This is a genomic window from Paraburkholderia phenazinium, assembly GCF_900142845.1.
Lineage (GTDB): Bacteria > Pseudomonadota > Gammaproteobacteria > Burkholderiales > Burkholderiaceae > Paraburkholderia > Paraburkholderia phenazinium_A.
On record NZ_FSRU01000002.1, the window covers coordinates 850,208 to 863,003 of the forward strand.

The 12,796-nt window shown below is 64.9% G+C and carries 8 protein-coding genes; 7 read left to right on the forward strand and 1 reads right to left on the reverse strand.

The features are described 5' to 3' along the window. Positions 1 to 33: 33 nt before the first annotated feature. Complete coding sequence (locus tag BUS12_RS20970; protein ID WP_074298933.1) at positions 34 to 279, forward strand: DUF6723 family protein; 246 nt, start codon at positions 34 to 36, stop codon at positions 277 to 279. Between the two features lie 457 nt (positions 280 to 736). Next, the gene (gene tkt, locus BUS12_RS20975) at positions 737 to 2,809 is read left to right on the forward strand and encodes a transketolase (RefSeq protein ID WP_074298935.1); all 2,073 of its coding nucleotides are present in this window, start codon (positions 737 to 739) and stop codon (positions 2,807 to 2,809) included. A gap of 85 nt (positions 2,810 to 2,894) precedes the next feature. Here the strand turns inward: tkt and BUS12_RS20980 are convergent, their stop codons facing one another. Then, a complete protein-coding gene (locus BUS12_RS20980; RefSeq protein WP_074298937.1) occupies positions 2,895 to 3,965 on the reverse strand; it encodes a hypothetical protein in 1,071 nt (356 codons plus the stop codon). Between the two features lie 220 nt (positions 3,966 to 4,185). Between BUS12_RS20980 and glgX the strand changes: the two genes are divergently transcribed. The 5 genes from glgX to BUS12_RS21005 all read left to right on the forward strand — a co-directional run bounded on the left by glgX (position 4,186) and on the right by BUS12_RS21005 (position 12,543). Further along, positions 4,186 to 6,414, forward strand: coding sequence for a glycogen debranching protein GlgX (glgX, locus tag BUS12_RS20985; protein WP_074298938.1), 2,229 nt, complete (start codon positions 4,186 to 4,188; stop codon positions 6,412 to 6,414). Between the two features lie 60 nt (positions 6,415 to 6,474). Next, positions 6,475 to 6,690, forward strand: a complete 216-nt coding sequence (locus tag BUS12_RS20990) for a DUF2934 domain-containing protein (RefSeq protein WP_074298940.1) — start codon at positions 6,475 to 6,477, stop codon at positions 6,688 to 6,690. Positions 6,691 to 6,790: 100 nt separating this feature from the next. Beyond that, positions 6,791 to 8,836, forward strand: a complete 2,046-nt coding sequence (locus BUS12_RS20995) for an AI-2E family transporter (protein WP_074298942.1) — start codon at positions 6,791 to 6,793, stop codon at positions 8,834 to 8,836. A gap of 343 nt (positions 8,837 to 9,179) precedes the next feature. Further along, complete coding sequence (locus BUS12_RS21000; RefSeq protein ID WP_074298944.1) at positions 9,180 to 11,330, forward strand: hybrid sensor histidine kinase/response regulator; 2,151 nt, start codon at positions 9,180 to 9,182, stop codon at positions 11,328 to 11,330. Positions 11,331 to 11,517: 187 nt separating this feature from the next. Continuing rightward, entirely contained in the window at positions 11,518 to 12,543 is a 1,026-nt protein-coding gene (locus BUS12_RS21005) for an aldo/keto reductase (RefSeq protein ID WP_074298946.1), read from the forward strand. Positions 12,544 to 12,796: the final 253 nt, after the last annotated feature.

The window sequence follows — 12,796 nt, forward strand, 5'->3', positions numbered from 1 at the left end:
CGAAGAGAGCCTCAACCCAGGGAAGCGAGCAGAATGGCGCGACACAAAGCCGACGTGGCCGATGACGAATTCGAGATCTTCGCGAGTTACCACAGCACCGGCGACGGCCGATATATAGGTGGACTAAAGGTCATCCGCAAAGCCGACCGGCGGATTCTGTTTCCGTTCGAGGGCGCGCCGCAGATCGGTCCTTACGATAGTGCGGACGAAGCTCGCCACGCCGCAGTGGAGTACGGCCGGGCGATTGTCGCGGCGGACCGGGCTGCGCCGGAGCCTTGATGGCGTGTTCTTTTTTACAAGGCGCAGGGGGATTTTGCCGCAACCGCGGCGCTCGCGGGGCAGGCGCGTTTTATGCGAGGTTGAGGAAGCTGCAGCAAACCTCCGGACTCCACCGTGTACAGCGAGGTGGAGCGGGCGGCCATGCAGGCGCGGCGCGCCTCGGCAGGTCGGCCGCAAGCTTTGAAAGCCGGGGCTCGCGGGCATTGTTGCGTCCCACATGGCAAGTCATTGCACGCCAACCAGTTGGCTATTGCCGCGTAACGGCGCATGATCGGACGGTCGGCCGCACGGATCGTCCAAACCGGTCGTTCGCAACCGGCCGTCCGCATCAGTCATATCCGGTCACCAAGGTCACACCAGGTCACAAACGGACCGCCCTTCGCGAACCGTTTCCGCAAGCATGTTCAATCGCGGCGTGTCACGACGAACGCTGCCACCCGTCGAACAGGAGCTTCCCATGCAAAACAATCCTTCCCTCGATAAGCTGTGTATCGACACGATCCGTACGCTTTCGATGGATGCCGTGCAAAAGGCGAATTCGGGCCACCCCGGCACGCCGATGGCGCTGGCCCCGGTTGCCTATCATCTGTGGCAGAACCATCTGCGCTACGACCCCGACGAGCCGCTGTGGCCCAATCGCGACCGCTTCGTGCTGTCGGTGGGGCATGCGTCCATGCTGCTGTATTCGCTCCTGCATCTGGCCGGCGTGAAGGCCGTCGACGAGCACGGCAAGCCGACCGCCGGACCCGCCGTATCGCTGGACGACATCAAGCAGTTCCGCCAGCTCGACAGCAAGACCCCGGGGCACCCCGAATACCGCATGACGACCGGCGTCGAAACTACCACCGGGCCGCTCGGCCAGGGGCTCGGCAATAGCGTCGGCATGGCGATGGCGGCGCGCTGGTACGAGGCGCGATTCAATCAGCCGGATGCGCCGCTGTTCGATTACCGCGTCTATGCGCTGTGCGGCGACGGCGACATGATGGAAGGCATCTCGCACGAAGCGGCCTCGCTGGCCGGCCATCTGGAGTTGTCGAACCTCACGTGGATCTACGACAGCAATCGCGTGACGATCGAAGGGCACACGGACCTCGCCTATAGCGACGATGTGGAAGCGCGGTTTCACGGCTACCACTGGCACACCATCCACGTCAGGGATGCGAACGACGGCGCCGCGCTGGAAGCGGCCTTCACCGAAGCGAAAAGCGTGACCGACAAGCCGACGCTGATTGTGGTGAACAGCATCATCGGCTGGGGCGCGCCGAAGAAGCAGGACACTTCGGCGGCGCACGGCGAGCCGCTCGGCGATGAAGAAATCGCCGCCGCCAAGCGCTTTTACGGCTGGCCCGAAGACAAGAAGTTCTACGTCCCGGACGGCGTGATGGCACGCTTTGCCGACGGCATCGGCGCACGCGGCAAAGCCGCGCGCAACGACTGGCTGGCGAAGCTCGACGCCTACCGGCAAAAACATCCGGACCTCGCACGCGAGTTCGCCCGGATCGAAGCGCATGAACTGCCGGACGGCTGGGACGCAGACCTGCCGACCTTCGAGGCGGACGCCAAGGGTGTCGCCTCGCGCGACTCGTCGGGCAAGGTGTTGAACGCGATTGCCCAGCGCGTGCCCTGGCTGCTCGGCGGCTCGGCCGATCTGTCGCCCTCCACCAAGACCAATCTGAAGTTCGAAGACGCGGGCAGTTTCGAGCACGAGAGCTACGGCGGCCGCAATCTGCACTTCGGCATTCGCGAGCATGCGATGGGCGCGGTGGTGAATGGGCTGGCGCTGTCGAATCTGCGTCCCTACGGTTCGACGTTCCTGATTTTCAGCGACTACATGAAGCCGCCGATCCGCTTGTCGGCCATCATGGAAGTGCCCGCCATCTACGTGTTCACGCACGATTCGATCGGCGTCGGCGAGGACGGCCCGACCCACCAGCCGATCGAACAACTGGCCTCGCTGCGTGGCGTGCCGGGTCTGACTGTACTGCGTCCCGCGGACGCCAACGAGGTGGTGGAGACGTGGCGCGTCGCCTTGTCGAGGCCGCGTCATCCGTCGTGCATCGTGCTCACGCGCCAGCCGCTGCCCACCTTCGACCGCAGCAAGTACGGCTCGGCCGCAGGGGTGCGCAAAGGCGCCTACGTACTGGCCGATGCCGCCGACGGCAAGACGCCGCAGGTGCTGCTGCTCGCCACCGGCAGCGAAGTGTCGATTTGCGTGGACGTCTATGAGAAGCTGAAGAGCGAGGGCATTGCCGCACGCGTGGTGTCGATGCCGGCATGGGACATCTTCGAGGCCCAGGACGAGGCCTACAAGGATGCCGTGCTGCCGCCCGACGTAGATGCGCGGGTCTGCGTCGAACAGGCCGCGGAACTCGGTTGGGACCGCTACGTGGGGCGTCTCGGCGCGAAAGTGGTGATGCATACGTTCGGTGCATCCGCGCCGTTGAGTGAACTGAAGCGCAAGTTCGGCTTTACGCCGGAGCATGTCTACGACGCAGCCAGGCAGCAGATTGCGCGCGTGCAGAAGAAGTAGCGCCGGGCGATAGCGGCGAAGACAGTCAGGCGGCGCCGTTGCGGGCCGCCTGAATTTTTTTGCGTGCGGCTTTGGCTGTGCGTCGCTAGTTCGCCGGAATCGTCACGACCGGCGCCTTGCTGCTGGTATCGGCCTCAGCCAGCGCCATCAGGTTTTGCACGACCGTGAAGGCGTATTTCGAATCGAAGTCGTTGCGCTCGACCCAATAGGCCGCGGCGCCATAGTCGATCAGCACATACGCATCGGCGGGCGGCTTGATGCCCGAATGCACGATGATGGTGGGCCGCGTTTCGCCGCCGATCAGGCCCACCGTCGGCTTGGTCGAGCCGCTGTCGATCTGTTCCTGCGGCACCTGCACCTGCGCGCCGAGATCGGTCAGGATGCCGAGCACCGAGCGGGTCACCATCGGAATCCGGTCTCCCGCTTGCGACGACGGTCCATAGACGATCTGATAGGTGCGCGTATTCGGCGCGAGATTCAGCAGTTGGCGCACGCGGGCGAGGTCCGCGACGATTTGCGGCGACACGCCGCTGGTGGCCGCGCCCATCGCCAGATAGACGCTGCTCTTGCCGTTCTCCTGACGCGATTCCACATTCAGCTCGCCCGCCATCTGCAGGCGTCTGAGTGCCTGCAGCAGTTCGAAGAAACCCGGCGCGCCGGCGGCATTGTCGCCGCCGAGTGCGCTGCCGTTCTGCAGGCCGCCGATCGATTGCGCGGTGATGCGCAACAACAGGTCGATCGGGACGCCGCCTTCGGCAAGCGGCAACACCAGTTCGGGCGCGAGCGGCCGGATATACGCGGAGGCGAAGGCTTCGCCGGTGGTCGGCGTGAACGTGAAGGTGGGGTGGTTCGAATAGGACACGCTGCCGGTCGCGAGCGCGTAGTTCGGTTCGCTGCCGGAGCCGAGATTGCCGGTCGCGCCGGCCGTTGCATCGAACTGGTAGGCCGCGATGATCGAGCTCACCGAGAGGAAGGCCGGCGCGTCGCCGTAGCGCAGCCCGACGATCGCCGCGAGAATCTCGCGTTTCTTCGCATCGCCCAGCGCTCTCGCGTAGTCCACCTGGTCGGCTTTCAGATGAGTGGGGCCGAGATGCACGCAGGCTGAAGTCAGGCAGGCCGTGCAGAGGGCCGCGAGAAGCGAGGCTTTGATCGTCATGGGGCGGGAGAGCGGAGCGGGCCGCGTGGTGAAAAATGGCATCGCAGGCGGGGTAGCAGGGCGTATGCCTGGTCTGAGGAATACGTTGCATCCACTGCGGGGAGCGCGTCGCCGTGTGCGGGTGGTCGACGTCAGTCCAGCGTCGGGACCGCAACTTGCTTCTCCAAGCCTCTCGCACCGCTTTCCGGTGCAAACCCATTCGACCGTCCAAGGAAAAACCATGTCACGCGAGGCCCCCCTAGCTTCTCACGCGCGCTACGCCGCCCGCATCGCCGAGGGCGGTCCTTTCCCGCTGGGCGCGACGTGGAACGGCGTCGGCGTCAATTTCGCGCTGTTTTCGGCGCATGCCACCAAGGTCGAACTGTGCCTGTTCGACGCTACCGGCAACGAGGAAATCGAGCGCATCGAACTGCCCGAATATACCGATGAGGTCTGGCATGTGTTCGTGCCGGATCTGAAGCCGGGGGCGATCTACGGCTATCGCGTCCATGGACCTTATGCGCCCGAGGAAGGGCATCGCTTCAATCCGAACAAGCTGCTGCTCGACCCGTATGCGAAAGCGCATATCGGCGAGCTCAAGTGGGCGCCGGAAATCTTCGGCTACACGCTGGATCACGAGGACGGCGATCTGTCCTTCGACGAACGCGACAGCGCCCCCTTCGTGCCGAAGTGCAAGGTGGTCGACGCGAACTTCTCGTGGAGTCATCCCGAGCGCAACGCACTGCCATGGGAGCGGGTGATTTTCTACGAGACCCATGTGCGCGGCTTCACCATGCGCCATCCCGAGGTGCCCGACAACCTGCGCGGCACCTTCGCCGGTCTCGGCCAGCAGCCGGTGATCGACTACATCAAGGGGCTGGGCGTCACCACCGTCGAGCTGCTGCCGATCCAGATGTTCGTCAACGACAGCTACCTGCTCGACAAAGGTCTGACGAACTACTGGGGCTACAACACGATCGGTTTCTTCGCCGCGGATCCGCGTTTTTTCGCGGGGGCCAATGCATCGGTGGAAGAGTTCAAGGCGATGGTCGACCGCTTTCACAACGCCAATCTCGAAGTGATTCTCGACGTGGTCTACAACCACACCGCCGAGGGCAACGAACGCGGACCGACGCTGTCGTTCAAGGGTATCGACAACGCTTCGTACTACCGTCTGATGCCGGACGAGCCGCGCTATTACATCAACGACACGGGCACGGGCAACACGCTGAACCTCTCGCATCCGCGCGTGCTGCAGATGGTGACCGATAGCCTGCGCTACTGGGTGAGCGAAATGAAGGTCGACGGTTTCCGCTTCGATCTCGCCACCATTCTTGGCCGCGAAACGCACGGCTTCGACGAGGGCGGCGGGTTTCTCGACAGTTGCCGGCAGGATCCGGTGCTCTCGAGCGTGCGCCTTGTGGCCGAACCGTGGGACTGCGGTCCCGGCGGTTATCAGGTGGGCGGTTTTCCGCCCGGCTGGGCCGAGTGGAACGACCGCTTTCGCGACACGACCCGGGCGTTCTGGAAGGGCGACGAGGGCATGGTGCCGGATCTCGCCAAACGCCTCACCGGCTCCGGCGACAAATTCGACCGGCGCGGCCGGCGCCCGTGGGCGAGCGTGAATTTCGTCGCCGCCCACGACGGCTTCACGACCCACGACCTGGTGTCGTACAACGACAAGCACAACGAGGCCAACGGCGAGGACAACAACGACGGCCACTCCGACAACAAGTCATGGAATTTCGGCGTCGAAGGTCCGACCGACGACGCGGACATCCGCCAGCAGCGCGAGCGTCAGAAGCGCAATCTGCTCGCTACCTTGCTGCTCTCGCAAGGCACGCCGATGATCCTCGCCGGCGACGAATTCGGCCGCACCCAGCAGGGCAACAACAACGCCTATTGTCAGGACAACGAGATCAGCTGGCTCGACTGGGAAGCCATCGACGACGAAGGGCGCGCGCTCACCGAGTTCGTCAAGAACCTCACCACACTGCGGCATCGCTTGCCGGTGTTGCGACGCGGACGCTTTTTGACCGGCGAATACAACGCGGAACTGGAGGTGACCGATACGCGCTGGCTGTCGCCGACCGGCGAGGATCTCTCGCAGGAGCAATGGGACGATGCGGCGATGCGCTGCTTCGGCCTCGTGATCGACGGCCGCGCGCAGGCGAGCGGCATCCGCCGTCCGGCCTCGGATGCGACCTTGCTGCTGGTCCTCAACGCGCACCACGATCTGGTGAACTTCACGTTGCCGGACATTCCCGAAGGCGATAAATGGACCTTGCTGCTCGATACCAACATGCCGGTGCGCGATGAATTACCGGCCTATTCGGCCGGCGAGTCCTACCAGGTGACCGGCCGCTCGCTGCTGCTGTTCGCACTCGATGCCCCGAGCCGCGCCACTCAACGGGTGCTGGACGGGCTCGAGCAGCAACTGACCACGGACGACGCCGACAAGGCGGCTTGAGGACTGCGCCAGGTACAGGGCTTGCTGAACCCGAGTCACACACCCCACCAGGAGGCCAGCATGGACCAGCAGCAGGAGCAGTATCAGGAACTCGAACCGGTAAGCCGTGAAGAAAGGATTCGCACCCGCGCGTATTACCTGTGGGAGCAGGCTACCGATCCACGGGGCACGCCGGACGAATACTGGGAACAGGCTCGCGCCGAGGTGGAAAAGGAGTCGCCGGACGAGGACACGTCGAAGCACGGCGTGATCCCTACGCCCACGCATAAGAGCTAGCTGTACGGCGGGCGTCGCGCCTTGGCGCCTCGCCTTACACCTTGATCTGGACGGCGACGCCCACCGCAGGCCATCGAACGCAACCGGACTCACGCCCTCCATGAAAGACTTCGACGATCCACGCCTGACGCGAACCGCGACGCGCATCGCCGCGCCAAGTGCCGCGCTGGGCGTCGAGGGGCTGATCACGCTCGCGGTCGGCGTGCTGGCGGTGGCCGCGCTTTACTTCGCGCGCGACGTCCTGATTCCGATTACGCTCGCGATCATGCTCAGTTTTCTGGTCGCGCCGCTGGCGGATTTTCTTCTGCGCATCCGCCTCGGGCACGTTGCTTCGGTGTTCGCCGCGGTGCTGTTGTCGGTCTCGGTCATCGTGCTGCTCGGCAGCGTGATCGGCACGCAGCTCACCGAACTCGTCACCAACGGTCCGCGTTATCAGGCCACTATCGAGCGCAAGTTCGACACCGCGCACAATCTCACCGTCGGCAAGCTCGACCGCTTGATGGGCGTCGCCGGCCAGGCATTGCAGCGCGTGACCATCGAGCCGCAGCCGCCGGCCGCGGCGTCGCCTTCGACCTCGCACAGCGAGGTCGCGCCATCGTCCGAAGCGAGCGTCCCCGACGCCATGCCGGTGATCGTGCGCGAGCCGGTGCCCACGCCGTTCGAACTGGCGCGGCGCTTCCTGTCGCCCGCCGTCAGTCCGCTCGAAACCGCGTTTATTGTGTTCGTCGTCACCATCGTCATCCTGCTGCAACGCGACGATCTGCGCGACCGGGCGATTCGCCTGTTCGGCTCGCGCGACCTGCATCGCACCACCACGGTGATGGACGAGGCCGCGCGGCGCCTGAGCCGCTATTTCGTTTCGCAGCTTGGCGTGAATGCCGGCGTGGGCGTGGTGATCGGCATCGGCCTGTACATCGTCGGTGTGCCGAGTCCTATCCTGTGGGGCATCATGGCCGCGCTGCTGCGGCTCGTGCCCTATGTAGGCATCTGGATTTCGGCGCTGCTCGCCACCGCGCTGGCGGCAGCGGTGAGCCCCGGATGGTCGATGGCGATCGGATCGCTGGCGCTCTTCGTCAGCGTGGAACTGGTGGTCGGGCAGGTGGTCGAGCCGCTGCTTTACGGGCATAGCACGGGGCTTTCGCCGTTTTCGGTGGTGGTGGCCGCGATCTTCTGGAGCTGGATCTGGGGGCCGATCGGCCTGATCCTTTCGACGCCGCTCACGCTATGCCTGCTGGTGCTGGGCCGTCATGTGCGGCGGCTCGAGTTTCTCGACGTGCTGCTGGGCGACCAGCCCGCGCTCACGCCTATCGAAAACTTCTACCAGCGCGCGCTGGCGGGCGACCCCGACGAAGCGCTCGCGCAAGCCGAGATCCTGCTGCGCGAGCGTTCGTTATGCGCGTATTACGACGAGGTCGCGCTGAAGGGCTTGCAACTGGCCGCCAACGATGTGCAACGCGGCAGCGTGACCGCCACGCAGCTCGCACGGATCGAGTCCGCCACGAACGACCTGATCGAAGGGCTCGACGCTTACCCCGACCATGACCCGGCGACTGAAAAGCCGGAGGACAACTGGGCCGCCGTGGAGCCGCCCGGCGCGGATATACCCGGCGTGAACGCGGTATCGCCCACGGCGGACGAAGCGGCGCAGCGCACCGACGATCAACGTGCCTATGAACGCGCCGCGCTCAATCGCGCGGGACATCACGTGCTGTGCATCGCCGGACGCGGCCCGCTCGATCAACTGGCCACCAATGTGTTTCTGCAATTGCTTGGCAAGCACGCTCTGGATGGCCGCTCGCTGCCGCACGAAGCGGTTTCGCGCACGGCGATCGACACGCTCGATACAACGTCGGTGACGATCGTGTGCCTGTTCTATCTGCGCATCGAAGGCATTCCTTCGCATTTGCGCTACCTCGTCAAGCGCATGCGGCAGCGCCTGCCGCATGCGGCGATCATTGTCGGCCTGTGGCCGCAAGGGCAGCCGGAAACGTGGAGCGAAGACCTGCAGGAGGCCATCGGCGCAGACTGCTACGCCACCTCGATGCGCGACATGCTGAACGCGTGCTGCGGGATCGCCGCGCCGGCTCAGGCCCAGAATCCGACGCCGGCGGAACACGAACGGGCCGTCGACGATCTGGCTGCCTGAGCGCGCTGTCAGGCAAGCGTGCCCCGCGCCCCCGTGCGATAGCGATCGTGGTGCCGGGCAATCTGGCGAGTGGGTCGTGGAACCCCGAATGACAGGCCAACCCCAGGCCAACCCCAGGCCAACCCCAGCCCAACCCCAGGGCAATCACGGACCAAAGCCGCTTTAGCCTCGCAGCGCCACGCCATTGAACCGGCCGTTCACGCCATCTGTTTGTGCAGATGCGCGGCCTGTCGTACAGTCAGGCGAAACCGAAACCGGCCCGCCGCGCCGATCAGGCACGTCGTGTGCAGATGATCCGGAGCGGCCTACACTGAATCCATCTACCCTGGCAGGAGATCGTCACGTGCAACACGCGGAGCGCGCCGTCGTGGACTTACCGCTGCCGTTGCGCAACTTTGCTGCGACGCGGCGCATCCTGCTGGTGGTGCTGGCCGCGTCGATCCTGTTTCCGCTCGCCTGCCTGGTGGGCTACGGTTACCTCGACTATCAGCGCCGCATCGCCGACTCGGACGACATGATCGACCGCCTCGCCCGCGTGACCGACGAACAGGCCGTCAAGGTGCTGGACCTCAACCAGCAGATCAGCGCCCGCATCCTCGAACTGCTCGGCGGCGATGACGACGCCGCCATCCGCGCCCATGAGGCCGAGCTGCATCAGCGGCTGCGGGTGATCGGCGGCGACTTTCCGCAGGTCGCCGCCATCGCGGTGTTCGGCGCGGACGGCAAGCTGCTGGTCAACAGCCGGGCCTATCCGGTGCCGGCCATCTCGAACGCCACGCGCGACGATTTCGTCAGAGCCAAAGCCATCCGTCCCGAAGCTTACTTTTCCCTGCCGATGTACGGGCCGGTCTCGCAGACCGATGTCTTCAACACGACGCTCGGCCGCTCGGCGGCGGATGGCCGCTTTCTCGGTGTGGTCTCGATTGCCTTGCGCAGCGATTATTTCTCGCGCTTTTACGCTGACCTGACGGGCGGCGACCCGTCGCTCGCGCTCGGCCTGTACCGCCAGGACGGCCAGTTGCTGGTGCGCTATCCAGGCTGGCCGCCGGGTACGGAACCGCTCGCGCATACGCCGTTCACAAACGCACTGCGCGACAAGGAACTGTTCGGCCATGTCCGCATGACCTCGAGCGTCGACGGCGTGGAGCGGCTGCTGGCCTTCAGGCGGATCGGCGACTATCCGCTCTATGTGATGAGCGCGTACGCCACCAACGCGATTTTCCAGCAGTGGTGGCGCCACTTCGTGCTGATTGCCGCGATCACGGTGCTGCCGTGCATCGCCGTCTGGCTGCTGGTGTTCTTCTCGCTGCGCCAGCTCGAGACCGAGCGTCTCGCCTGGGAGCGCTGGCAGGGCGAAGTGGCGATGCGTCTGTCCGCGGAGGCGTCGACCCGTCAGTTGCAGCGCATGGGCGCGCTCGGCAATCTGGTCGCCAATATCGCGCACGACTTCAACAATCTGCTGATGGTCGTCTCGGCCAACATGCAACTGGCCCGTCACAAGCACTTCAATCACGTCGAGCCCGAGGTCATGGCGGTGGAGCGCGCCACCGCCACCGCGGAAGCGTTGACGCGGCGCCTGTTGAGCGTGGCGAGGAAACAGCCGCTCAAGCAGGAGCCGATCGATCTGGCGAAGTGGCTGCCCGGTGCGGGCACCTTGATCGACGCGGCGGTGGGCGACAAGGTGCAGGTCAGCGTCAGCGTCGTGGTGGATAGCTGGCGCGTGCTGGCCGATCCCACGGAACTCGAATTCGCTCTCATGAACCTCGCGGTCAACGCGCGCGATGCCATGCCGCGCGGCGGCCGCTTCGTGATTCGTTGCCAGAACACCCGGCTGGTATCGAGCGACACGCTATTGCCGGACGGCGAATACGTGCTGATCTCCTGTTCCGATGACGGCGAGGGCATGTCCGAAGCGGTGGCGCGCCGCGCCTTCGAGCCGCTTTTCACGACCAAGCTGCAGGGCTCGGGCACCGGCCTCGGGCTCGCCCAGGTGCTTGCCCTGTGCGAGCAGTCGGGCGGCACCGCGAAGATCGACAGCGTGCCGGGCAGCGGCACGACCGTGCGCCTGTATTTGCCGCGCTACCGCGAGGCGAGGGCGGTGGCGGGCGTGGTCGACGAAGCGGCGCTCGACGCGCGCTCGGCCTCGCAGGGCATGGTGCTGCTGGTGGAAGACAACGAGGACGTCGCCGCCGGCATCGCGGCGGTGCTGGAGACTTTCGGCTGCGAGGTGCATCACGAGGCCACCGCCGACCGCGCGCTCGATGTGTTGAGCGCCGGCGAGACCTTCGAACTGGTGCTGTCCGACGTGCAGATGCCCGGCAAGCTGAGCGGTGTCGATCTGGCCGAACGGGTGCGCCTCTCCTGGCCGAAGCAGAAGATCGTCCTCATGACCGGCTATGCCGACGAACTGGAACGCGCCAGACATATCGGCGTGGCGATTCTCGCCAAGCCGTTCAATATCGACGAACTGCATGCGCTGGTGAGCTGCGAGTAACGCTGGCCGGCGCCCCGCGGCTGATGCCGAAGCCATCACCCCGCATGACGCAGCCGGCAGGTAAAGTTGGCCGCCGCCTGGCATTTTTTACAGCGCGGCCGAGGCTTGCCCGTCTGCCGACAGGATCCCGAAGACGCGCGTAGACTGAAGCCCCGTTGCGCAGTGGCAACCTTATGGAGGATGTTCAATGGAATACAGATATTTGGGCGCGTCCGGTTTCAAGGTCCCGGTACTCAGTTTCGGCACGGGGACCTTCGGCGGCAAGGGCGAATTCTTCGAGGCGTGGGGCGCCACCGATGTGGCCGAAGCGCGCCGCCTGATCGATATCTGCCTCGATGCGGGCGTCTCGATGTTCGACAGCGCCGACATCTACTCGAGCGGTTCCTCGGAAGCCGTACTCGGCGAGGCCATCAAGGGCAAGCGCGACAAGGTCATCCTCTCGACCAAGGCCACCTTCCGTTTCAACGACGAGCCGAATAATGTGGGCTCGTCGCGCTTTCACCTGATTCAGGCGGTCGATGCCGCATTGAAGCGGCTGCAAACCGACTATATCGACCTGTTCCAGTTGCACGGTTTCGATGCCAGAACGCCCGTGGCCGAAGTGCTGTCGACGCTCGACGACCTCGTGCGCGCCGGCAAGATCCGCTATACCGGCGTGTCGAATTTTTCCGGCTGGCATCTGCAGAAGTCGCAGGATGTGGCGGACCGCTACGGCTATCCGCGCTATGTTGCCAACCAGGCGTATTACTCGCTGGTGGGCCGCGACTACGAATGGGAGTTGATGCCGCTCGGTCTCGATCAGGGCGTGGGGGCGGTGGTGTGGAGTCCGCTCGGCTGGGGGCGTCTGACCGGCAAGCTCAAACGCGGTCAACCGTTACCGGAGAAGAGCCGCTTGCACAAGACCGCCGACATGGGGCCGCCGGTGCCGGACGAGTATCTGTTCCGCGTGCTCGACGCGATCGACGAAGTCGCCGCCGAAACCGGCAAGACCGTGCCGCAGATCGCGCTGAACTGGTTGCTGCAACGTCCTACGGTGTCCACCGTGCTGATCGGCGCGCGCAATGAAGAACAGTTGCGGCAGAATCTCGGCGCGGTGGGCTGGAATCTCACGCCCGAGCAGATGGCGAAGCTCAATGCCGCGAGCGCAGTGCGGCCCGCGTATCCGTATTGGCATCAGGAAGGGTTTGCGGAACGCAATCCGTCGCCGGTATAAGGCGGTGCTTTGAGCCTTGAGCCTTGAGCCTTAAGTTTTGTTTTGATCCTTGCGATGGCCTTCAGCGCGTGGCGCGATGCAACGCGCTGAAGGTGGCGAGCGCGGCTTAACGAGCGCGATGGTCGTGACGCAGTATGTTCATCTGCCGGGAACGATGCTCGCGCTCAGGCGCCCGCGCTAGCTCGTCACGACAACATCTCGATCATGGCGACGATCAACGTGAATGCGCCGATGCACCCCCCGAGGGTCAACG

Excerpts from the sequence above, each read along its gene's own strand:
- BUS12_RS20970 (WP_074298933.1), top strand. The coding sequence starts at position 34 with ATGGCGCGACACAAAGCCGACGTGGCCGATGACGAATTCGAGATCTTC.
- tkt (WP_074298935.1), top strand. The coding sequence starts at position 737 with ATGCAAAACAATCCTTCCCTCGATAAGCTGTGTATCGACACGATCCGT.
- glgX (WP_074298938.1), top strand. The coding sequence starts at position 4,186 with ATGTCACGCGAGGCCCCCCTAGCTTCTCACGCGCGCTACGCCGCCCGC.
- BUS12_RS20995 (WP_074298942.1), top strand. The coding sequence starts at position 6,791 with ATGAAAGACTTCGACGATCCACGCCTGACGCGAACCGCGACGCGCATC.
- BUS12_RS21005 (WP_074298946.1), top strand. The coding sequence starts at position 11,518 with ATGGAATACAGATATTTGGGCGCGTCCGGTTTCAAGGTCCCGGTACTC.
- BUS12_RS20990 (WP_074298940.1), top strand. The coding sequence starts at position 6,475 with ATGGACCAGCAGCAGGAGCAGTATCAGGAACTCGAACCGGTAAGCCGT.
- BUS12_RS20980 (WP_074298937.1), bottom strand. The coding sequence starts at position 3,965 with ATGACGATCAAAGCCTCGCTTCTCGCGGCCCTCTGCACGGCCTGCCTG.